General features: G+C 35.1%; 17 protein-coding genes and 1 pseudogene. 3 read left to right on the top strand and 15 right to left on the bottom strand.

Translation table 11 applies throughout. The annotated features are described in order from the left end of the window. The 12 genes and pseudogenes from SKA34_RS15460 to SKA34_RS15405 form a co-directional block, all read right to left on the bottom strand. Positions 1-1,035, bottom strand: coding sequence for a polysaccharide biosynthesis protein (locus tag SKA34_RS15460; RefSeq protein WP_006646470.1), 1,035 nt, complete (start codon positions 1,033-1,035; stop codon positions 1-3). 8 nt (positions 1,036-1,043) lie between these two features. Beyond that, positions 1,044-1,877, bottom strand: coding sequence for a glycosyltransferase family 2 protein (locus SKA34_RS15455; protein WP_006646469.1), 834 nt, complete (start codon positions 1,875-1,877; stop codon positions 1,044-1,046). 7 nt (positions 1,878-1,884) lie between these two features. Then, complete coding sequence (locus SKA34_RS15450; protein WP_006646468.1) at positions 1,885-3,111, bottom strand: O-antigen polymerase; 1,227 nt, start codon at positions 3,109-3,111, stop codon at positions 1,885-1,887. Positions 3,112-3,609: 498 nt separating this feature from the next. Next, a complete protein-coding gene (locus SKA34_RS15445) occupies positions 3,610-4,836 on the bottom strand; it encodes a flippase (protein ID WP_006646467.1) in 1,227 nt (408 codons plus the stop codon). Next, positions 4,827-5,378, bottom strand: coding sequence for a dTDP-4-dehydrorhamnose 3,5-epimerase (rfbC, locus tag SKA34_RS15440; protein WP_006646466.1), 552 nt, complete (start codon positions 5,376-5,378; stop codon positions 4,827-4,829). Before rfbC ends, SKA34_RS15445 begins: the two co-directional genes overlap by 10 nt. Positions 5,379-5,397: 19 nt before the next feature. Beyond that, positions 5,398-6,288 (bottom strand): dTDP-4-dehydrorhamnose reductase, encoded by an 891-nt coding sequence (rfbD, locus tag SKA34_RS15435; RefSeq protein ID WP_006646465.1) that lies wholly within the window; start codon positions 6,286-6,288, stop codon positions 5,398-5,400. A gap of 13 nt (positions 6,289-6,301) precedes the next feature. Then, positions 6,302-7,174 carry a glucose-1-phosphate thymidylyltransferase RfbA gene (gene rfbA, locus SKA34_RS15430; protein WP_006646464.1) on the bottom strand — a complete coding sequence of 291 codons (873 nt, stop codon included), beginning with the start codon at positions 7,172-7,174 and terminating at the stop codon, positions 6,302-6,304. Beyond that, positions 7,175-8,254 carry a dTDP-glucose 4,6-dehydratase gene (gene rfbB, locus SKA34_RS15425; protein ID WP_006646463.1) on the bottom strand — a complete coding sequence of 360 codons (1,080 nt, stop codon included), beginning with the start codon at positions 8,252-8,254 and terminating at the stop codon, positions 7,175-7,177. Between the two features lie 8 nt (positions 8,255-8,262). Continuing rightward, positions 8,263-9,285, bottom strand: coding sequence for an NAD-dependent epimerase/dehydratase family protein (locus SKA34_RS15420; RefSeq protein ID WP_006646462.1), 1,023 nt, complete (start codon positions 9,283-9,285; stop codon positions 8,263-8,265). A 49-nt stretch (positions 9,286-9,334) separates the two neighbouring features. Then, a complete protein-coding gene (tviB, locus tag SKA34_RS15415; RefSeq protein ID WP_039860622.1) occupies positions 9,335-10,615 on the bottom strand; it encodes a Vi polysaccharide biosynthesis UDP-N-acetylglucosamine C-6 dehydrogenase TviB in 1,281 nt (426 codons plus the stop codon). Between the two features lie 484 nt (positions 10,616-11,099). After that, on the bottom strand, positions 11,100-13,268 hold the full coding sequence (locus SKA34_RS15410) for a polysaccharide biosynthesis tyrosine autokinase (protein ID WP_006646460.1): 2,169 nt from the start codon (positions 13,266-13,268) through the stop codon (positions 11,100-11,102). A 57-nt stretch (positions 13,269-13,325) separates the two neighbouring features. Further along, positions 13,326-14,457: pseudogene (locus SKA34_RS15405) on the bottom strand (polysaccharide export protein). A 509-nt stretch (positions 14,458-14,966) separates the two neighbouring features. Here SKA34_RS15405 and SKA34_RS15400 point away from each other — a divergent pair. The 3 genes from SKA34_RS15400 (at position 14,967) to SKA34_RS15390 (ending at position 19,204) form a co-directional block, all read left to right on the top strand. Then, on the top strand, positions 14,967-15,947 hold the full coding sequence (locus tag SKA34_RS15400) for an OmpA family protein (protein WP_006646458.1): 981 nt from the start codon (positions 14,967-14,969) through the stop codon (positions 15,945-15,947). Positions 15,948-15,997: 50 nt separating this feature from the next. Further along, positions 15,998-16,957: a hypothetical protein gene (locus SKA34_RS15395; RefSeq protein ID WP_006646457.1), complete on the top strand. Its 960-nt coding sequence runs from the start codon at positions 15,998-16,000 to the stop codon at positions 16,955-16,957. Between the two features lie 90 nt (positions 16,958-17,047). After that, positions 17,048-19,204 carry a YjbH domain-containing protein gene (locus SKA34_RS15390; RefSeq protein ID WP_006646456.1) on the top strand — a complete coding sequence of 719 codons (2,157 nt, stop codon included), beginning with the start codon at positions 17,048-17,050 and terminating at the stop codon, positions 19,202-19,204. 69 nt (positions 19,205-19,273) lie between these two features. Here SKA34_RS15390 and SKA34_RS15385 read toward each other — a convergent pair whose 3' ends face one another. From SKA34_RS15385 to SKA34_RS15375, 3 genes are all read right to left on the bottom strand, one after another. Continuing rightward, positions 19,274-21,430, bottom strand: coding sequence for a polysaccharide biosynthesis tyrosine autokinase (locus tag SKA34_RS15385; RefSeq protein ID WP_006646455.1), 2,157 nt, complete (start codon positions 21,428-21,430; stop codon positions 19,274-19,276). A gap of 26 nt (positions 21,431-21,456) precedes the next feature. Next, positions 21,457-22,599, bottom strand: coding sequence for a polysaccharide export protein (locus tag SKA34_RS15380; protein ID WP_039860619.1), 1,143 nt, complete (start codon positions 22,597-22,599; stop codon positions 21,457-21,459). A gap of 273 nt (positions 22,600-22,872) precedes the next feature. Continuing rightward, positions 22,873-24,885 (bottom strand): NADPH-dependent 2,4-dienoyl-CoA reductase, encoded by a 2,013-nt coding sequence (locus tag SKA34_RS15375; RefSeq protein ID WP_006646453.1) that lies wholly within the window; start codon positions 24,883-24,885, stop codon positions 22,873-22,875. Positions 24,886-24,911: the final 26 nt, after the last annotated feature.

The following is a 24,911-nucleotide window of genomic DNA, read 5'->3' as shown; positions in this document are numbered from 1 at the left end:
TTAGTGTTCCAATACATATTCTTCACCAGCTATCTGAGCGCGAATAAAGGCAAGTTTTAAAAGCAATGTTTTCATGCTTTCAACATCGAGACGCTCAGTATTGTGAGAGTTATAATCTTCAACTTCAGTGATACGTAAATCACCTTGTTCTACATATTTACCATAGTTTAAATCGCGATTATCAGGCATTACTCGATAATAATCCCCCATATCAAGAGCGCCAACCATCTCTTCGCGGCTCAAAAGTGCTTCATACAACTTTTCACCGTGACGACTGCCAATAACATCAATTGAATGTTCAGGAACATTAAGCATTTCAGTTAAAGCCTTAGCTAAAACCTGAATTGTAGCAGCAGGAGCTTTTTGAACAAAAATATCACCATTTGTACCATGCTCGAATGCGAATAAAACAAGATCCACTGCATCTTGAAGAGTCATCATGAAACGCGTCATATTTGGATCTGTAATTGTTAATGGCTTTCCTTCTTTTATTAAGTCAACAAATAAAGGAATAACTGAACCACGAGATGCCATTACATTACCGTAACGAGTAGCACAAATGACAGTCTTAGATGGATCAACATTACGTGATTTAGCAACAATCACTTTTTCCATCATGGCTTTTGATATACCCATCGCATTAATTGGATAAACAGCTTTATCTGTACTTAAACAAACAACGCGAGAAACGTTATTAACAATACAAGCTTCTAAAACATTCTCAGTACCTAGAACATTTGTTTTAACCGCTTCCATAGGGTGAAACTCACAAGATGGAACCTGTTTGAGAGCTGCTGCATGATAGACAAAGTCAACTCCACGAGTAGCACTTAAGATACTGTTATAATCTCGTACATCACCAATATAAAATTTCAATTTTGGATTATTGTATTTTTTTCTCATATCATCTTGTTTTTTTTCATCACGAGAAAAAATACGAATTTCACCAATATCGGTATCCAAGAAGCGATCCAATACAGCATTACCAAAAGAACCTGTGCCACCAGTAATTAACAGCGTTTTATTTTTAAACATTTAAATACTCATAAATATTTTTTGTAAATTTTAAAAGATGCTCTAACCATTTCATATCTAGTTTTATTAAGAATTTTCTTAACAGTACCACTTTCAGCATGTGTAACTAGCAAAGTAGGTTCAAGCATTATATGACCTTCGGCCTTATTAACTTGATTTGAGAGTATAGCTTCTTCTCCCCACATAAAAACAGGAGCATCTAACTCATTGTAAAATTTAAAGAAATTATCAGTTAGGACATAACAAGCTCCAATCCCCCGTTTAATAATCCCTCGATGTGGTTTTTCATTAAGAATATTTTTTTCTTTTTTAAACACCTTATTAAATAAGGCTTTAGATTTAATCATCAGACGAGAAACATAATAATTTGAGTAGTATATCTCTTCAATTAAAAATTCAATTTTAGACAGTTTTCTAACTGATATTGGATTCTGATACTTACCATCAATAGTTATCACATTTGGTGATATTACTAAAGTATTTTTATCTAGATTTAGCTTCTCATACTCTATTAAAAAATCATCTGAGTACTCTAAATCATTATTACCGATAATAACAACTTCATTATTATTATATTCAATAAAATTAATACCTTTGTTCATAGCTGGGAAGTAGCCTATATTTTCAGGAAGGTATAATATTTGAATCTCTACATTGCTACTTTGAGTAATCAACTCATTCAGAACGTTTTTATCTTCGATTTTTGAGTTATTATCTACAATTATCAATCTTACTTTTTGATCATTTAAAACTAATAGTTTTTCTAAACTATCTAGTAATTTTTCACAAAAGTGTGCTCCATTATAATTAACACATATAAAATTAAATCTTTTTTCAAACATAAACGACCTATCTTTTAGTAAAAAAGAATTTTATTAAAATACAGAAAAAAAGCATTTTTAATAAGAAATAAAATTGATAACCAAAGCCATCCATAAAAACAGATAAAACCATGGAAGAAAAAAACACTGATGTCATATATAAAGAGAACACACTACCTTTTTTAGAATTTATATATAGTAGTGAAATAATAAAAGAATAAAAGGATAAGAAGAAGGCAACTCCTAAATATGAATAATGAGGGTATAAAGAAAAATATAATGTATAAACGTTCCCTAAATCTTCACTATCATATCCAAATCGATTAAATTCTAAATTTTGAATTATCTCTCCTGAATACAACCCTAATTTTGACATAACATAGTAAAAACTATTTAATGTATTCCAATTCTCAGCAACCTTATCATGTAAAGAAAAATATCTATCAAATAAAATAGGTCCTTGATAGAGGTATGATAAGATATGTCGAGTATATAATGTGATATCATCAATCAATGATGAGTTTGATACGTTAACTTTCGACACTAAGTAAGAGCCTGAAACAATAAAAAACAATAATATCAGCCCACTGAAGATAACGGCTTTAATACTTATTTTTTTATTAACGTGTACATATAAATAAGACCAACATAAAATTTGAATAATAATCGCAGAACGCCCTTCTAAAATTAAGTATGGAAGTAAAGTGAACACAACAGGTAATACTAACCATTTGGACTTAATTTTTTGCTTCAGTACAGCGTAAATCAATATAAAAATAATTAAAAACGATAACAAATACCAGTTCTGTAAAATTGGTGATATTACACTCCCGGAACCATGAATACGTTCAAATCTTATATTTTGTCCTATTTCAACTAGATTAGAACCATACTTAGTCACATCTAAATATATAAATGGAAGTGTTAAAGAAGAAGCAAAAACAAAAAAAATCAATAACCTTCTAAAGTTGATTGTATCAATATCAAAAAAGACAGGAAACTTAACATTATTGCATGTTTTAATAGTTATAATACTTACGGTAGAAAAAATAATACTACCTAAAATATATAGAACTACAGAGAATGAACTTATTTCATAAAAACCCATGTAAGGCATGATAAAAGAAAGAAAAAACAAACATACAACCCAAGTTCCAGTAAAAACAAATGGTGGTGATAGCTTATCTTTAATTATTCTAGTTATAAATAAAAAGTATAATGATAGTATACAAAAACCAGCTAACGAATATAACATATAAATCAAATCTCATAACGTAATAATATTTATAATAGCCAGTACAATCTAACCTATCAGATAACTATACAAATATGAATTAATAGAATTTTTTATTGCGCTAAAAATATTGATACTAAAAATAAAAACTCAATCTGAAGAAATAATTTTACAAAGATAATACCTAAACCCGATTAATATAAAATTTAAATAGTTACAATCAAATAATCAAATAATCAAATAATCAAATAATCAAATAATCAAATAATCAAATAATCAAATAATCAAATAATCAAATAATCAAATAATCAAATAATCAAATAATCAAATAATCAAATAATCAATATATTGAATAACTTTAGTTTAATTACAACTAAGTTTTTTGGAATAAGTCACTTTAAGTTTACTTAATAAAAAGTCTAACTATAGGAATGTTTAATTTATATTTAATAATATAAAATTAAGTAAAAATAAATCTATAACTAAGTGTCTATAATAAACGGTTTTTTATCTTTATTGTTATTTTAACTTCTTATAAAAATATATTAATATAAAAAAATCAATAGTAACTCTTAAACACCACGCTACTGCTGCGCCATTATAAGAATAAGATTTAACTAAAAAATATAATAATAAAAGATATGGCAATACCTCACATAAATGTATTTTTGCCGTTAATTTTGAATAACCTTTAGCTTGAATAAAACTATATGGTATTTGGGATATTGCATTAAAAACAAATCCAATTAATAATATACGTAATGTTAATCCTGTTTTTTCATACCCACTTCCTAACCAAATTGAAATTATTTCAGTTGGGAAAATAAAAAATGGAAGTGCTACAAAAATAGAGATCAATGACATATACATATATATATCATTCAAATTAAAGTCATTATCTCTAGATAATTTAGGAAATAACACCCTACCAACAGAGTTAGGAATTAGTAGTAATTTAGATACAACTTCCGATGGAGCTATATACAATGCTAAATAATTAGAACCAGCTAATGAGGATAAAATAAATCTATCAAAGTATGTCATTATAGGATTAATAATATTACTTATAGTCAACCATCCACCAAAGAAAATTAACTTTTTAAATTTTACCAAATCAAAAAACTTCACCTTTATATTTTTAAAATCTTTCTTAATATAGATATATACAATAATTAAACTTATAACTCTAGCTAAACATAGCCCCAAAATACCATAAACAATTGAGCTAGTTTTCAATATAAATAAAAATGGTGATAATGATAGTAAAATATTAATTATAGTTTTTAAGATACTTAATTCTTTAAACCTTTCCATTCCCTCTAAATAAGATATAACAATCAAATTTAATAGTAAGAATGGAATAAATACACTCATAATCTTTATTGATAAAGATACCTGATGATAATAATCCTTATTTACGTTTAGTAGTTCTGTTAATGTATCAGAATTAAAATACAAGGATAAACCAATTACGAGCCCTAAAGAAAACACAAAAGAACCTGCTGTATACACATACTCTTTTGTATCTATTAATGAATCTCTATTTATAGATACACACCTAACAAGTGATCTTGATAGTCCAAGATCAAATAAACTAGCATAACCATAGATTGCAAATATTAGTGTATATATACCAAATAATTCAACTCCAAGGATTCTAGCAATAACACCTAAAGTAGGGATAACAACTATTGTAGGTATTACTATTGATGACATAGTCCATAAGCTATTTTTCACTAAAGACATTTAATATGCTCATCGTCAAAATAGTTACCAGCCTTATCCTTCTCAGATACAATAACTTCACCTTCTATAGGCCATTCTATTTTAAGGTAATTATCGTTCCATAAAATAGAGTGTTCAGCAGATGGATTATAATAATCAGTGCACTTATAAACAAATTCCGCTTCATCACTGGTAACATAAAACCCATGAGCAAAACCTTCTGGTACCCACAATTGGCGCTTGTTTTCAGCAGATAGATACACTCCAACCCATCTACCAAATGTTGCTGAATCTTTGCGGATATCGACTGCCACATCAAATACCTCACCAGAGACAACGCGCACTAATTTACCTTGAGTGTTCTCTGTCTGATAATGTAGGCCGCGTAAAATACCTTTTTTAGATTTAGAATGGTTATCTTGTACAAATCTTGTTGGTCTGCCTGCCACTAATTCTTCAAATTTCTTTTGGTTCCATGTTTCCATGAAAAAACCACGCTCATCACCAAAGACACTGGGCTCAATAATTTTCACATCTGGGATTTCTGTCTCAATTACTTTCATGTTATTTCTTCTCTAATAATTATTGGTAATTAGATAACTTATTTAAAGCTCGTTCCCAATCACTGACTTGAACAGAAAATATCTCAATAATTTTTTTCGTATCAAGCTTTGAGTTTGCTGGTCGCTTAGCTGGTGTTGGATAATCTGCAGTGTTAATTCCTTTAACCAACGGCGCTTTATTCAATACTCCTTGCTCAACAGCCTTATTAAAAATCTTTTGAGCAAACCCACACCAACTTGTGTGAGGGAAACCAGAAAAATGATAAATACCATACTTACTACTATCGAAATCAGCACCTTGAATCATTATATTCTTAGCTATAATAATTAGCGCTCCGGCAATATCACCAGCATAAGTAGGGCCGCCAAATTGATCATCAACAATACTCAATTCATTTCGCTGTTGTGCTAATCGAAGCATGGTCTTAACAAAATTATTCCCTTTTTCACCAAATACCCAAGCTGTTCGCAATATAATTGTACGTGAACATGCTTCAAGAACGGCAATTTCACCAGCTAACTTACTTGTACCGTACACGCCTTGCGGATCAACAGTATCAGTTTCAGAATAAGTCCCCTCTTTGTCTCCAGCAAAAACATAATCAGTCGAAATATGTAATAACGCAGCACCGATATTTTCAGCAGCTTGTGCTAGATATAATGGACCGTCACGATTAATCGAAAAAGATAACTCAATTTCTGTTTCAGCTTTATCTACAGCAGTATGAGCTGCAGCATTGATGATAATATTAGGCTTAAATTCATCAACTATTTTTATAACATCAGATTTTGAAGTGATGTCTAATTCTGTTCGGTCAACAGCTAAAATTTCGGTATTGGTGCAGTTTTGTAGCTGTTTTACTAAACAGCTTCCTACTTGACCATTGCTACCAGTAATTAATACTTTCACAAGAAATCAACTCTTATTTAATTTCAGAAGTTATACGTATCAAGTACTGACCGTATTCATTTTTCATCATTGGTTTTGCTAACTCTTGTACCTGTTCAGTCGTTAGCCAGCCATTTCGCCAAGCAATCTCTTCCAAGCAAGCAACCTTTAAACCTTGAACATTTTGAATTGTCTCAACAAAAGAAGAAGCTTGCTGTAAACTTTCATGCGTGCCCGTATCTAGCCAAGCAAAACCGCGCCCTAACAACTCAACATTCAACGAGCCATCGTTTAGATACATTTCATTTAAGGTAGTAATTTCAAGCTCGCCACGATGTGATGGCTTAACTTTTTTAGCCATTTCAACAACTCGATTATCATAGAAATATAACCCAGTAACAGCATAGTTTGATTTTGGTTCCGCTGGCTTCTCTTCAATTGAAATAGCTTTCATTTCACTATCAAATTCAACGACACCAAAACGTTCAGGGTCATGTACTTGATAACCAAATACCGTAGCTCCATTTTCACGAGCAGCTGCGTTTAACAAGGTTTTACTAAAAGATTGGCCATAGAAAATATTATCACCAAGAACAAGGCAGACACTATCATCACCAATAAAGTCTTCACCAATTAAAAATGCTTGTGCTAGACCATCAGGAGAAGGTTGAATAGCATATTCTAAAGTGATACCAAAATCAGAACCATCACCTAACAAGCGACGAAAGCTATTATTATCTTCAGGCGTTGTAATAATAAGGATGTCTTTAATACCTGCTAACATCAGTGTAGATAGCGGATAGAAAACCATTGGTTTGTCGTAAATTGGCAATAGCTGTTTAGAAACACCTCGAGTAATAGGGTAAAGACGAGTGCCAGATCCACCAGCTAAAATGATTCCTTTCATTTAGTTCACTTCCTTATTAACTGTTGTGCCTAAACGTTCAAAACTGTATGAGCCATCTAATACTCGGCTCCACCATGTTTTATTATTCAAATACCACTCAACAGTTTTACGAATCCCCGATTCAAATGTCTCTGCTGGCTTCCAACCTAATTCACGTTCAATCTTGGATGCATCGATTGCATAACGAACATCATGACCTGGACGATCTTTGACATGAATGATCAAATCTTGGTATTGCTCAACACCGTCAGGTTTATTTGGCACTAACTCTTCGAGTAGAGAACAAATAGTTCTAACAACTTCAATATTGGCTTTTTCATTGTGGCCACCAATATTGTAAGTCTCACCAACTTCACCTTTAGTTACTACTGTATAAAGTGCTGATGCATGATCTTCTACGTATAACCAGTCTCGGATTTGCGCACCATCACCGTAGACGGGTAGATTTTTTCCATCTAGAGCATTCAAAATTATAAGAGGGATCAGTTTTTCAGGGAAATGGTACAGACCATAGTTATTTGAACAATTAGTCACAATTGATGGAAGGCCATAAGTACGTAACCATGCACGCACTAAATGATCGCTTGATGCTTTCGAGGCTGAATACGGGCTTGATGGCTCATACGACGTTGTTTCAGTGAACAAATCATTAGTATCTTCCAAATCACCATACACTTCATCAGTAGAAATATGGTGAAAACGAAATGTAGTCTTACGTGTTTGGTCTAACTGACCCCAGTAAGCACGAGTGGCTTCTAGGATGGTATAGGTACCAACGATATTAGTTTCAATAAATGCCGCAGGACCATCAATAGAACGGTCAACATGACTTTCAGCGGCTAAATGCATTACTGCATCGGGTTGATGCTCAGCAAACACGCGATCTAACTCAGAACGATCACAAATATCTACTTGCTCAAATTCATAACGATTATTATTTTCAACAGTAAGTAATGATTCTAAATTACCTGCGTAAGTTAATTTATCAACGTTAACAACACTGTCTTGGGTATTATTTATAATATGACGAACTACAGCCGAGCCAATAAAACCAGCACCACCAGTAACTAAAATTTTCATATCAATAATTATCCTAAGAACTTTTTATACCAAGGCATTGCTTTGCTAATCCCTGCAAATATTCGATATTCAGGCTGATAGCCAAGCTGATTTGTTGCTTTTGTGATATCAGCTTGAGAATGGCGGACATCGCCAGCACGGAAATCACGATAAGTAGGTTCAATCGTATGTGAAATATTATTTTCAGCTAACGCAGATTGAATTGAACGATATAAATCATTAAGTGTAGTACGATCACCTACAGCTACGTTATATACACTATCTTTAGCTTCTTCAGACGCTGTTGCTGCCAAAATATTCATTTGTACTGTATTTTCGATAAAACAAAAATCACGACTAGTTTCACCATCACCATTAATAAAAACTTCTTCATTATTAATCATGGCAGATGTCCATTTAGGAATAACCGCAGCATAAGCGCCATTTGGTTCTTGGCGCTTTCCGAATACATTAAAATAACGTAATCCAATAGTTTTAAAACCATATGTTCGTGCAAATACGCCAGCATAAAGTTCATTTACATATTTAGTAACCGCATACGGAGATAGTGGATTACCAATATTTTCTTCAACTTTAGGTAATGCTGGGTGATCGCCATATGTTGAACTAGATGCAGCATAAGTAAAGCTTTTTACTTGTTCTTCTTTAGATGCGGTTAGCATATTCAAAAAACCACCGATATTTACAGAATCAGTAGTCAGAGGATCATTAATCGAACGAGGAACAGAACCTAATGCCGCTTCATGTAATACATAATCAACATCTTTAACAGCTAATTGACATGTTTTATAATCTCGAATGTCACCTTCAATGAAGGTAAAGCGATCCCATTGGAGTTCTGTAACTAAGCTTTTTACTTCATCTAAGTTGTGTTGATGGCCTGTTGCAAAGTTATCTAGACCTACCACAGTCTGATTAAGTTTAAGCAATTTTTCTAATAAGTTTGAGCCGATAAAACCAGCTACACCTGTTATTAACCACGTCTTTGGTGACGCTAATAATTCTTTATTAATCTGTTCGTATTTTGTCATGATAAAAAGCCATTTAATTACTTAAATGGCTACCTATTATTAATTAATATTATAAACGAATATCAGAAACTGAAGTATCGAGTACGTATTTAAGGTCATAAATTACGGACTCTTTTTTTGTTAACGCTTGATATTCTTCAATAGTCATAGCTTTAAATTTATCATGTGCAACCGCAACAATTACAGCATCGTATTGCTTATTTGGTTTATCAGTTAACACATCGACATCGTATTCATTCTTTGCTTCTTTAGGACAAATCCAAGGATCATAAATATCAACATTGGTATTATATTCAGAAAGCTCACTGATAATATCAACCACTCGAGTATTGCGAAGATCAGGACAATTCTCTTTAAACGTCAAACCCATAATAAGAATGTCTGCACCTTTAACAAGTATCGACTTTTGCAGCATCGCTTTTACTAATTGAGAAACGACATAAGACCCCATACTATCGTTAATACGGCGTCCAGCTAGAATAACTTCAGGATGGTAACCAATAGCTTGCGCCTTATGAGTAAGGTAATAAGGGTCAACACCAATACAGTGTCCGCCAACTAATCCTGGGCGGAACGGTAAGAAATTCCATTTAGTTCCTGCCGCTTTTAATACTTCTTCAGTATCAATACCAAGTTTATTAAAAATTACTGCAAGCTCATTAATTAAAGCAATATTCAAATCACGCTGCGTGTTCTCAATAACTTTTGCTGCCTCAGCAACTTTAATTGAAGATGCTTTATGAGTACCAGCAACTATTATTTGGCGATAAATCGCATCTACATATTCTGCAATTTCAGGTGTTGATCCTGATGTTACTTTTTTGATTGTCGTAACACGATGCTCTTTATCTCCAGGGTTAATACGTTCAGGTGAATAACCTGCATAAAAATCTTTATTGAAAGTTAAACCAGAAACACTTTCTAACACAGGAATACATACTTCTTCTGTAGCGCCAGGGTAAACCGTAGATTCATAAATGACGACATCATTCACTTTTAACACTTTACCCAACGTTTCAGAAGCTTTAACTAAAGGTGTTAAATCTGGTTGTTTATATTCATCAATCGGTGTTGGAACCGTTACAATATAAACATTACATTTTTTTAGATCTTCAATATTAGCGCTGTATTCAAGTAAGGTAGCTTCTGATAACTCTTCAGATGTACACTCCAATGTAAAGTCATTGCCATCGAGAAGTTGAGCAACACGCTTTACATTAATATCAAAGCCTAATGTTTGCTGTTTTTTACCAAATTCAACGGCTAATGGTAATCCAACATAACCTAGGCCTATGATACCAATTTTTGTATTCTCTAAAGAATATTTCATTGTTATTTCCATTCTATAATTGAATTGAATTTTTAACTCTTTATCGTCAGACTTTTGATTGCCATGAGACGATTTTTGCCAATTTTGAGGCATAAAAAAAACACTAGCTTTATAAGCTAATGTTTTGAAAAATCATATAAAGGCTGAGATTTAGTGCTTTTAAGGGAATAGATCCTAAAAATCATAATCAATCTAACTCATATATCATACTACAACATTTCTAGGCTAGAAATACCACCAATTAGCCTGATACAGACACGCTACCGCCCATTGGTTATATGCTATTACCAATTAGCAGCTAAATCTTTCCAGTCGTATTTTTAAGAGTATTATATCATTTCCAATCAGGAAAGGTATCCTATCTGTAAGTGATAGTTATGTCATTCTTTTCACATGATAACTCTATTTGAACGTTCATTTTTCAAACTGATATTAACCATACTAAGACAACAACAACTAGCGACTTTCTAAAGCTATTAAAAAGTTACTTACTGTCGTAGCTGTAATTATAGTAGCCGTAATTTCCGCCGTAGGTGCTACTTGCTTTACGGACAATGGCGTTAAGAATAAAGCCTTTCACTTCAATGCCATTTTGTTCAAAGCGTTGTTTAGCAACCTCGATTTCTTTAACGGTATTTTGCTCAAATCGTCCCACTAATAAGGTGGTTCCTACATGGGCGCCAACAATAGCAGCATCTGTTACAGCTAATATAGGGGGAGTATCCACAATCAACATATCGTAATGCTGACCTGCCCACTCGATTAATGCTTTAAAACGCGGATGCATTATCAACTCTGATGGGTTTGGCGGCGTGTCACCACGAGGTATAAATTCTAAACCGCTCACACCTGTTTCACGGACAACATGGCTAAAGTCTTGTTTGCCACATAAGTAATCAGATAAACCCGGTTTATTGTCAGTACATAATTGTGTTTCCATTCGGCCCTTTCGCATATCAGCATCAATAATTAAAACTTTTTGCCCTGCTTTTGCAATCACTGAGGCAAGGTTTACAGATACAAACGATTTACCAATACCAGGGCTCGGGCCAGATACCATTAGCACGTTATTTTTTGCTTCCATCATCGCAAAGTGCAAGCTTGTACGTAAACTACGCAGTGCTTCAACCGATAAATCTGCGGGGTTATAAACACTTAACAAGGTTTGCTCTACCGTTAAGTTTTTACCTTTTTGCTTTTTCAGTAGCTCGGTTTGTGAGTCAGATAATGGGATTGAAGCATAAACAGGTAAGCCAATTTCTTCAATTTGATCTGGCGTTTCAACCCCTTTATGGAACGCTGCGCTAAGTAAAGAAATAGTAACCGACAACATGCCACCTAGTAGTGTTGCAAGAACAACAATTAAGGCTTTTTTCGGTTTCACTGCCTGTGAATAGCTTTGTGCTGAATCTAGAATACGCACGTTACCCACAGTACTCGCTTTTACAATGCTCAGCTCTTGAACTTTGTTTAACAATTCAACATAAATTTCCTGATTTACTTCAACGTTACGGGTTAAGCGTAAAATTTCTTGCTGTGTTTTCGGTAGTTTCTCTACACGTTTATTTAAGCGTGCTTTCTCTGATAACAAGGTTTTACGCTTATCCAATAAAGCGATGTATGCTGGGTGCTCTTTCGTGAATCGCTGTGAAATATCACTTTCTTTAAAGGTTAATTCGTTTAATTGTGATTCAACATTCACCATCACTTCTAATGCTGATTTCGCTTCTAAATTAAGGTCCACTGATTCATTTAATTGACGATAATGATTAAGTTTATCTTCAGCATTATTTAATTGGTTTTTAATTTCAGGTGAATGTTTTTTTAGAAACACTAAACTTTTTTCAGCTTCGGCGGAATTCCGCTCTACATTTTGTAAAAAGTAATTCTGACTGATGTCATTTAATATCTCTTTTATTTTAGTGCGATTCTCGCCTGTCATTGAAAGCTGAAGAATACCAGTTTGCTTTCCTCGCTCGCTCACTGATAAATCACGTTGTAAACCTTGAATCGCATCCAATCGGCTAATTTTGCTTAAGGTAAACGTCGCATCATTTTTTGCGTTCACATCGGTGACTAGTAAGCTAATACCTTTATTTTCAGCCAGCTTACCGACTTGTCCTTTTAATACATCTCGGCCATCTTTATTTGCTAACGTGTAATCACCGTCTTTACTGTTAGTAACCGTTAATACATAACCATTTTGTAGCGCTGAATCAGGTAAAAGGAATCGAGAAACAGCAATGGATTCGCTGTCTCCTGTAAGTCTTGCCAAGCCTTTTCCGATAACGGGCATGTAATTAGGGGTAGCAACAATCGTTAAATTTAGTTTATCGACGGTTTCACCTAATACCATACGAGACTTAATAATTTCGATTTCAGTAGTGGCGGTTGATTCAGAAGAGAAAAGATCAGCCATGTCACCACCAAGGGCTGGCATTCCTGTGCTTTTTTGTTCAACTTGAATTAAGGCATCGGCTTTATAAATTGGTGTAGCGAGAAGTGCGTAAGCAATACCAATAAAAGTAAAGAATAAGGTGATAACAATAATATTCCAACGGTTATCAACTAAGATGCCAAATAGCTTACCAAGATCTATTTCATCACTATTATTAGGTGCTGCTTTGTTCGTTAAATTTTGAGTTAAACTCATGAATAATATTCCATTTCAGTCATATTTTATTCAATAATTATTAAGATAAAATCTTGTCTACTTTAAATCGACAAAACGTTGAACACCTTCAGTTAAATTATTAAACCCAGTGATAGTTGGTAATAACTGTTTGATTACGCGGTTCCAACGTGTAATTGGTGCTGCGGTTACATAAACAACATCATAAGGCTGTAATTCAAATTCGGTGCCTATCACCAGCGCTGTCGCATCTTTGATATTTAATTGGTAAATATCAGCAATTGGATCACTTGTTTTTTGAGAATCTTTAGAACGAATAACAAATACGCCTGTTGCATCAGCCTCTAACTCATTAATACCGCCCACATCACTTAACGCCTCAGTTAAGCTCATACCTGCACGATCGATTTTAAGCAGTTGTGGCTTATTCACTTCGCCCATCACAAACACTTTTTGTGAATCATTACGAGGAACATGAACAATGTCGCCATCTTCTAGTAATCGGTTTTGTTTTAAGTCACCGCGCTGCATTAGCGCATATAGAGATATATTCTGATCTTTACCATTGCGAGTTAAAGTTACGTTTCGCCAGTCAGAATCTTTCGCCAAACCACCAGCTCTATTAATAGCGTCTAATAATGTTAGTGGAATATTGGTTATAGCTTCAGGACCAGGTTTGTTAACTTCACCTGTAACATATACTTTCTGGGAACGAAAAGCGGCTACGTTAACATCGACTTGCGGTGCTTCAATGTAAGCGGCTAACCGACGGGCAATTTCCTTACGTACTTGGGTAACAGTTTTACCTATAACTTTCACTTTACCAATATAAGGATAGAAAATAGTGCCATCAGCATGTACCCAGTTACCCGCCTCACTTGCGCTACGATAAGAGCCCGCAGGTATTGTTAGTTCAGGGTGATCCCAAATAGTAATATTTAAAATATCACCAACACCAATATGGTATTCATAATCTTTCAGCTCATTATCAATGATTACTGTTAACCTGAGCAGAAATCGGCGCTTTCTTATATTGGGAAACAGTCGAAGCCGTTAAGGGATAAACATTAATATTATCTAGCGAAGAATCTTCAGTTCCTGCAGTTATTACTTGTTTATTATCTATATTGATATTAGAACCTGGAACACTACAACCAGAAAGAAGTAGTGAAATGGATACTGTCGATATTATTTTTATTGATAAAGTCATGCTTAGCTCACAGCTAGATTATAGGCAATAGCAAAAGATAAAGGCCTAGACAAGTAGGCAAGTAGGCAAGTAGGCAAGTAGGCAAAAGGGCAAGCTACCGCCCTAAGGTTACAGCCCCTCATTTGCTATAAATGATGATTAAATAAAGTTATTACACCCACTTAATCAATAAAATAGAATTTTTGGCGCATATTAATTCATAATCACACACAAGAGAAAACAAAGATCAATTAAATCAAACAAACGCGTTTCACTTCACACTTTTAATATTTTAATAAATCAACTCACACCTAAAGCATTGACATGAAAACAAAATAAAAAACATTACAGTTTGTTACACTTTAATTAACCTACGTTACATACAGTTTTCTACTGTGATTCATATATCACTTTTTAGTAAAAAATGATTAACAGCAAAAAAATACATACACCACCATATGCAACAAATATATACTCCCGCATTAATAACTATCTCTCTATTTATTTGTTTTTCAAATACGGTGGCAATAATGAAAAAAATCTTCTTGATGATTCCACTTGCATTTTCTGTATCTAATTCCGTACACGCATCAACAGATAACCCTTGGTATATAGGTGCTCGCGCTGGTGCTAGCTTCCTGACTAACATGGATGACGCTGTGACCTCTGTATCCGAAATTCAAGATACAAATTTTACAGGTGGTGTGTTTGCGGGTTATCAAGTCACACCCTGGTTTGCTTTAGAAACGGGCTACACCCATTTAGGTAATGCCAAACTAGATAACAAGCAGGGGAGTTATGAAGCGCAAGGTGCTGACCTTGTTACTAAGTTCTCTTATGCAATTTCTGATAACGTTGATATTTTCGCTAAAGCGGGGGCTTTTTATTACGACTGGAATGCAATTGGTTCTGGTGTAATCAAAAGTGATAACGGTTGGTCATCTACAGCGGGAGCTGGCCTTGAGTATTTTATTAATAAAAGCTTTTCGACTCGTTTAGAGTACCAATACTACAACGATGTTGCTGGCCCTGATATTCACTTTGCAGGTTTAGGTTTAGCTTTTCATTGGGGCGCGCCAGCAACCGTTGAAATTAAAGAAACAATCAATGTTAATCAAGTCACTATAGTCACGCTTGAAGAACTTAGGCTGACAGTACCTTTCGCTTTTGATAGCAGCACCATCACAACGGATGACGCAGCAAAACTTGCGCCTTTTGAACAGCGCTTAAAAGAGCAAGATACGGCAAAAATTTATGTGGTCGGTCATACCGATAGTCGTGGATCTGAATCTTATAACCAGACCTTATCAGAAAAACGTGCAGAAGCTGTTGCAGACACACTTCGCCAGCATCTAAATCTGGATAGCTCACGCATTATTGCTCAAGGCCGTGGTGAATCCGATCCTGTTGCATCAAATCAAACCGAGGATGGTCGTTCGCAGAACCGCCGTGTCGACATTATTTCGCCATCGCTTGATATTGAAACTTCAACGCAAGTAATTACGGAATAATCCCATTACTCATTTAATTAAATGTATCACTTCATAAATAAGGAATAGATATGAAGATCAAATTATTATCGACAATTATTGCAAGCCTAATTATTGCTGGTTGCGGTAGTGACAATGACAACAGCGTTACAACGCCTAAAGTGAAAACATATACCTTGCAAGCTTTCGATGGTGCCGTTAAAGGTATTGAAGGGACATTTAGTTGTGCCAATGGTGAAACTGGAAAAGTTGCTAAGACTAATGGTTATGGTAATTCTGACGTTTCAAATAACACACTATCAACAGAGCCTGAAAAATGTACTGTCGAGTTTATCCCGACCTCGGGAGCTATCGACATGTCTAACAGTAAGGATATGTCTAACGTTAGCTATTCAATTCCAAAAGGATTAATGGCTGCGGGTAAACCTGCTGCTGCAACACCGATTTCTTCTTTAATAGCAAAATATATGAAAGATAATCAAATTGCAGAGTTTGATAACTCAACAGCTTCTGAAGTATTTAGCCTATTAGAGATTGATACAAACAATTTAAATATCATTGAATTTTTGCAATCCCCTAAGGCTGCATTAGAAAAATTAGCGACCGCTGCTCCTGATGCTCACAAAGATTTATTAGCTAAAATATTTGTTCTTTCTGATGTATTAACATCTCAAAAGGGTAAAACATCAACCATCAAAGATATGGCAATAGCAACAAAGAAAATCACGGAAGCATTAATTTCTGCACATCCAAATTTTCCTAAGTCTTCGAGTAATGGACAGCTAATTAATGATAGTTTTGTATCAGACTTGAAAAGTAGTTTTGAGATAATTGCAGATCCTGAACAACAACTGCCTGATACTTTAAAAGATAAAGTAACTAACCCAAGTACTGGCAAAGAACGAGATCCAGAAACAGGTGAACCCGTTACTGGTGGTACTGGCGGTGGTACTGGCGGTGGTACTGGCGGTGGTACTGGCGGTGGTACTGGCGGTGGTGACGGTTCATCAGGCGGTGGTACTGGTAACTAATCATTACTATAAAAAAGTAAGGCACCTTCGGGTGCCTTTTGTTGTTTCTTTTATATGCGATATATTTATCTTGCTACACGGAAGTCGATCATGAATTCACTCCCTTTTCTACCTCATTCATTATTAACATTAAGCATATTGGCAGCATTCGCCTCACCAAAGGTTCACGCTTCATCTGTTGATACTCTCCCATCAAGCCAAGGTTATACTGGCTTAATGTTTACACCTAATGCTCAAGTGATTAAAACAGGCGACATTAGTCTTTCTTTCCACCAAGGTGTGCCTTATCGTCAGTCCATTAGCCAGCTCGATAACTGGTTCGTTGCTACAGGATTATTTCCTTATTTAGAAGTAGGCGGCCGTATTGTTACCAAAACTTACGATACTAATTTATATACAGAAAAAGACGGTGGGATCCGTGATTTATCGGCGTCAGCAAAATTTCAATTACCTTATGTTTATGACTTTACAGGTTTCAATGTCGCTGTTGGTGCGCAAGATATTGGTGGCGCTGCCAATAACTTTGATACTAAATATATTGTGGCCGATAAAACCTTTGACAGTTTATCGCTGCGCTTGAGTGGTGGTTACGGCAGTTCAGTACTTTCTAACGGCATTATGAATGGCCCTTTTGCTGGCGCTGAATGGCAACCGCTTTCATTTATGCAATTCACAGCGGAATACGATGCCGCTGAATTTAATAGCAATGCTAAGTTGTTTATACCTCAGGGATTATTACCTTGGGGCAGTCAATTAAGCCTTGATTACCAAGTTTATACAGGGCATGAACACAGTAAACAGGATGTATGGGGCGTTAATTTTTCTGTTCCTTTAATGGGTTATAACGATAATACAGCACTTAATCTTACCATTAACAAGAATGAGCAATTAGCCAAAAAGATTAACCAACAATTAGCGCAGGCGAGTACTGCAAGCCTTGCAAACTTAATCAATGCGTTAAAAGAAGAAGGCTTTGTTAATTTAAATGTCGGCTATCGTAATAATAAAATGGTTATTGCGTTAGAAAATCGCCGTTATAACCATAACCAAATAGATGGTGTGGGTGTTGCTCTGGGTATTATTGCTAGCAAAGCTGGCGATGGCGTCTTTAGTGATCTTGCTAAACTCATCAAAAAATCAGATGGCAAAGCTAACATCCAACAAAACCAAGAACAAAATGTTGAGCTAATTTTACTGACTAACGGATTACCAATGTTTGCAGTAAACACGGAAACACAATGTTATCGTGAATTCATTCAATCAGATATCCCGTGTAAGCAACTTAGCTTTAACACCATAAGTGCAAAGCCTAACTTTGACCAAACGACTTGGTTATACCAAACCATGAATAGCGGTTTTGGTCGTAGCCAAGTGATCTTATCTCCCGCATTAAATCACCGAACTGCAACAGAATACGGCTTCTTTGATTATTCTTTAGCACTTGCTGCCAACCTTTATACACCACTATGGCAAGGTGCTGCTGTTGATCTACGTTATATGGCGCCCATTGATAATAGTGACGATTTTGACCAAGGTGGCTTATGGCATCAACAAGCGTTTGAAAACAAGCTTGATCGCGCACTTATTCATCAAGCATTTAAACTACCACAAAATATCATTACTCAATTTAGTGGTGGCTACATGATGGGCGGTTACTGGGGGGGAATAAATGAAACTCAATGGTACTCACCACAAGGCGATCACATGCTGGGTTTTGAAGCGAGTAAATTCATATCTAAAGATAAATATGATACTCGAGGAAGAAAGATTACAGATAAACAAAGTCTATTAGCTAACTATACCTATTCACTTCCAAAGTATAATTGGCAATTAGGGCTTCAGGCTGGCGAATATTTCCAAGGTGATATTGGTGCGCGTGTAACTTCTAATCACTGGTTAGGAGATACTAAATTAAGTATTAACTACCTGACCTCCAAAGCAAAAGGTAGCAGTGAATATGAAGACTTTGTTGCCGTGAGTATTGCTATCTCATTAACACCTTGGCGTGATATGAAGCCTGACTATATACAAGTTCGTGGTATCGATCAGTTTGTATACTCATTGCAAACACGCATCGGTGAAAGCCACAATAACTTAAACTCTGGTTTAGGGGCTTCATCGGATCTTCAACATAATATTGTTCGTCAATATGAGAGTCGTGGCCGACTTTCTCCTGCTTACTTTAAAGTGAATATTCAACGTTTAAGAAATGCATACATCAAATATGTGAAAGTAACCGTAGAGTAAAATAATAAAGGATAAGAAATTTACCTTATCCTTTTTTAGAATATTTAGTACGTTACTATTTAAAAATATTTATTTATCAGCATAGCTATAATTATAATATCCGTAGGTATTACTGATTTTTTTCTCTACCGAGTTAAATATAAAGCCGTTGATCCCTACGCCAGCATGATTAAATCGCTCTTTTGCGACTTCAATTTCATGTACAGATGTCTTTTTAAATCGACCAACTAAGAAATTGGTCCCCGCATACTTACCAACTAATGCTGCATCAGTCACCGCTAATAATGATGGGGTATCTACAATAATAATATCATAATTTTCATTAGCCCACTGCATTAAGTCTGATAACCTATTGCCCATCAGTAACTCAGAAGGGTTAGGTGGTGTACTGCCACAAGAAATAACATCTAAGTTATCAATATTCGAATTTTGTACAGTTTCATCTAAATCCAATTGATAACTTAAATATTCAGAGAGTCCACTTTCACACTTTAAATCAAATATTTTTGCACTTTTCCCTCTACGCATATCAGTATCAATGAATAATACTTTCTTTTTAGCTTGAGAAAATACTATCGCTAAATTTGCAGATAAAAATGACTTACCAAGCTCGGGACTTGAACCTGAAATCATTAATATATTATTTCCTGCAGTAGACATTGAAAAATACAAACTGGTTCTTAACAATTTAATCGCCTCTATCGCTAAGTCATTTGGGTAAAGGCAAGCAAGTAACATACCCTTTTTATTAAATTCACTACTGTTTTTATTTTTTTTAAGCAATTTACTTTGATTATCGGAATATGGCACAGTTGCATAAAGAGGGAGTCCTAATGATGATATTTGACGAGGATCATCAATACCACTTATAAAATTTTTCTTTAATAAAACAATTACAATAGAAAGCATCCCACCAAACAAGGTAGCGAGAACAACGATAAGGGCTTTTTTTGGTTTAATCGGAATAGGTGAGGCTTCTGCTGAATCAATTAATCTTACGCTACCTACAGTACTTGCTTGACTTATCCTTAATTGTTGAACTTTATTTATTAACGACATATATATATGTTGAGCTGCCATTACGTCACGATTTAACGTAATTATTCTTTGGTTTGTTTTAGGCATCGTGCTAACTTCATTTTCTAGTTCAACTTTTCTTTTTAATAGTGATCTTTTTTGTTGTAATAACGCAACATATGCAGGATGTTCTTTAGTATATAACTTAGATAGTTCAGACTCTTTGAAACCTAAATCGATTAATTTACTTTCAACCGATGCTAAAATATTAAGCGTCGACTTAGCTTGATAATCCATATCAACAGAATCGCTAGACACTTTAAATGTATTTAGTTTATTTTCAGCAATATCCAACTCCCGTTTAACTTCAGGTAACTGATTTTCAATAAAAACTAAACTTTTAGCTGCTTCTAGTGCATTATGATCGATATTTTGTGTCAATTCATTATTAACGATATCATTTAAAATAGCTTCCATTCGTAAAGGATTATTACCTTTTAATGAGAGATATAAAATACCTGTATCTTTTCCAGGCTCCATTATAGATAAACGACTTCTAAGCGATGATATTGTATTGTAACGATTAAGTTTCTTAATGATAAACTTCTGCCCAGACTTTCCATCCAGCTTTGAAATAAGTATTTCATATCCATTTTTATTTTCTAGTTTTCCAACTTCACCAGAGAAAATCAGTTTATTGTCTTCATTTAAAAAATCGTATAACCCTTTTTTATCATCACTTATTTTTACAATATAGTTACCTTCGCTATTGCCACTTGATTTATTATCATTTTCAGGTGTTATCAATAATGAAACTTTAATCTCAGGCACATTACCTAAGAAATACGCGATCTTTTTACCTATGATAGGTGTAAATATTGGTGATGAATATAAAGTTAGGTTTAGATTATCAACAGTTCTCCCCAGCACCATACGAGACTTAATAATTTCTATTTCTGTCTTTGCTGTAGACTGTGAAATAAATAAGTTTGAAATATCATTCACGTGAAAATCTAAGTGCTGATGTTGTGTTTCTACTTGTAGTCTTGTTTCAGCCTGATAAGTTAAAGGTGTTGACTTCACATAGAGCACACCTAATATCATAAAGAAACACGTGATACTTAAAATCAGCTTCCAAGACTCAAGCAGCGATTTAAATAAATCCATTAGATTAATGTCATCAAGATTTAAATTACTGTTACCATCCATTTCATTTCATCCCTAATTTAATTACGTTATTTAAGATCCGTATAATAATTCACACCTTGAGTGAGTGTGGTAAAGTTTGTAATGGTTGGTAGAACCTGTGTCATCACTCTATTCCACCCTCCCATGGGTGAAGCGGTAACATAGATAATATCTTGAGATTTTAATTCGAATTGATTGGCAAGAATCATAGCAGCAGCATTTTTCATATTCAGTTGATATATATTTGCAACTTTATTATTTTTATTCTCGTTATTCATTCTAATAACAAAGACACCTTCAGCATCAGCACTGATTTCATTAATCCCGCCAACAGTACTAAGCGCCTCAGTTAAATTCATTCCTGAGCGGTCAATTTGAAGCGTTTGAGGATTGTTCACCTCCCCCATTACGAATACTTTTAAATCGTCATTATTAGCTATATGTATAATATCGTTATTCTTTAATAGTATATTCTGGGTTAAATCGCCATTTTGAATAAGATCGTAAGCCGATAAATGAATAACATTATTATTTCTTGTGACAGTAACATTATGCCAATCGGCATCAGCACTAAACCCCATAGCCTTATTAATAGCAAGCAATAACGTTAATGCCTTATCTGTAATAGCTTGTTCTCCAGGACACTTCACTGAGCCGGTGACATAAACTTGCTTTGATTTATAGGCAGCTACTGAAACTTCAATTTGTGGCATCTCAATGTATCTAGCTAACTTATTTGTTAACACATTTTGTATATAAGATAATTCGTGTCCTGCAACATGAATAAAGCCAACATAAGGATAAAAAATACGCCCATCAGCATGCACGCGAGTACCCGATTCTTCGGGCGTTCGATCTGGTCCCTGAGGAATAGTTAGCTCTGGATGATTCCAAACGGTGATATTTAATACATCTGTGGGTCCAACAATATAACTATAATTATTTATATCAGTTTGTAATTCTTCATTCGTCTTAGCTTTGACTTCTTTTTTTCTTATTTTATTGATTACACTACTATCTAAATAATAAACATTTACCTTGCTCAAAATGGATTCATTTTTAGTATTTTTTAGCCCTTTACTTTTTATATTCAAATGCATTCCAGGCATACTGCAACCGGAGAGAAAAAACAGACAAAAAAAAGTAACTAAACATACATTTTGTAAAACTTTGCATCTATAGAGGGGCATTATTTAAACATTCATAAATCGATAAAGACAACAACCATACCAAATAGTAATGATAAAAACATATTGCATAGTGTATAGATATACATTTAAGAACCAACGTCACAAAAACCAATTAAATACAATCTAGAATCAAAAAAAACACATCAACATGACAATTAAGTAAAACCAGTAACATACCTCTTAAAATAATTAAAATTCGATTCTTTATTTTGACAGATAAAAAAGGTGAGATTTTAATCTCACCTGTTAGCTCAATAATGCTTTAATTACAGCTTATAGCTTTGCCGCCAGTTCAACACCTTGACGAATTACACGTTTAGCATCTACCTCCCCGGCAACATCCGCCCCACCAATAACATGAACATTAATGCCTTGCTCTATGAGCTTGTCGGATAGCTCTTCAACCGATGTTTGCCCTGTACAAAGAACAATATTATCGGCATCTAATATTCGAGATTGTCCTTCAACGGTAATATGCAAACCAGCGTCATCGATTTTGTCGTAACTCACCCCACCAAGCAGTTCAACACCGCGTTTTTCTAATGTTCTACGGTGGATCCAGCCTGTTGTTCTGCCAGGGCCTTTACCTACTTTCCCCGGTTTTCGCTGCATTAACCATACTTGTCGCGTGCTAATGTATTCATCATGCGGCAATAAACCACCTTCATGCGTTAATGTTTTATCAATCCCCCACTCTTCAAGCCATTGATCAAGATTTTGATTTTCAGGCTCCGTTAGCATGGTAGATACATCCACCCCAATACCACCAGCACCAATAACGGCAACTTTTTGTCCTAACTGTACTTTATCTCTGATCAAAGTTTGATAATCGATAACCTTAGGATTATCGACGCCAGGAATAGGCGGAATACGTGGTTTAACACCGGTTGCAATGATCACTTCATCATATTTAGCTAAGTCGTTTTCTGTTGCAGCATAACCAAGTTTTACGTTTACACCTGTTTGCTCTAAACGACGGGTAAAATAACGAATCGTTTCTTTAAACTCTTCTTTACCTGGTATTTGCATCGCAAGGTTAAATTGTCCACCAACGTGATCATTTTTCTCAAATACATCGACGGTAAAACCTCGCTCTGCAACAGCAACAGCGCATGCCATTCCAGCAGGCCCAGCTCCGACAATCGCCACTTTTCTATTTTGTGCTGTCGGAGTTAATACCAGTTCTGTCTCATAACACGCTTGGGGATTGACTAAACAACTGGCACGTTTTCCAACAAAAGCATGATCTAAGCAGGCTTGGTTACAACCAATACAGGTATTAATATCATCAGCACGATCTTGCGCTGCTTTTTCGACAAAATCAGGATCAGCAAGGAATGGTCGTGCCATCGATACCATATCAGCTTGCCCTGAAGATAGAATATCTTCAGCCACTTGTGGGGTATTAATACGATTACAGGTAACTAAAGGAATAGAGACTTCTTGTTTGAGCCTTTCTGTAACCCAAGCAAATGCGGCACGTGGGACTTGCGTAGCAATCGTCGGAACACGTGCTTCATGCCAACCAATGCCCGTATTTAAAATGGTTACGCCAGCTTGCTCTAGAGCCTTAGCGAGCATCACTACTTCTTCATGAGTACTGCCTTGCTCAACTAAATCCAGCATAGAAAGACGAAAGATAATTATGAAGTCACGTCCAACCCGCGCACGAACCGCTTTCACAACTTCTAATGGGAAACGAATTCGATTTTCATAACTCCCACCCCAATCGTCATAACGTAAGTTTGAACGCTGACAGATAAACTGATTAATCAGATAGCCTTCAGATCCCATCAGCTCAACCCCATCATAGCCAGCTTCGCGAGCAAGCTCTGAGCTTTTAGCAAAAGCATTGATGGTTTTTAAAATCTGACGTTCAGACATTTCACTTGGTGTGAATTTAGAAATAGGTGAACGAATAGCAGAGGCACTCACTGCAAAAGGCGACATTGCATAACGCCCTGCATGTAGTAATTGAAGCGCTATCTTTCCACCTTCATCATGCACTGCATCTGTAATGTTTTTATGCGCCCGAGCTGCACGTGATGAACTAAATTCAGCACTTAACGGATGTAGTCGCCCACGAAAATTGGGAGAGAAACCGCCAGTGACAATTAATCCTACACCACCACGCGCACGTGCTGCATAGAACGCAGATAACTTTTTAAATCCATCTCGTGATTCTTCAAGCCCTGTGTGCATAGAGCCCATTAACACACGGTTTCGTAGGGTAGTAAAACCAAGATCCAATGGCGCTAACAAATGAGGATATGCTTTATTGTCCATGGCTTTTGCTTCTCTTTTTATTATGG

This window comes from Photobacterium sp. SKA34 (assembly GCF_000153325.1).
In the GTDB taxonomy this organism is placed as follows: Bacteria; Pseudomonadota; Gammaproteobacteria; order Enterobacterales; family Vibrionaceae; genus Photobacterium.
Note: the sequence above shows the minus strand (reverse complement) of the source record. Positions and strands in the feature narration are given on the sequence as shown.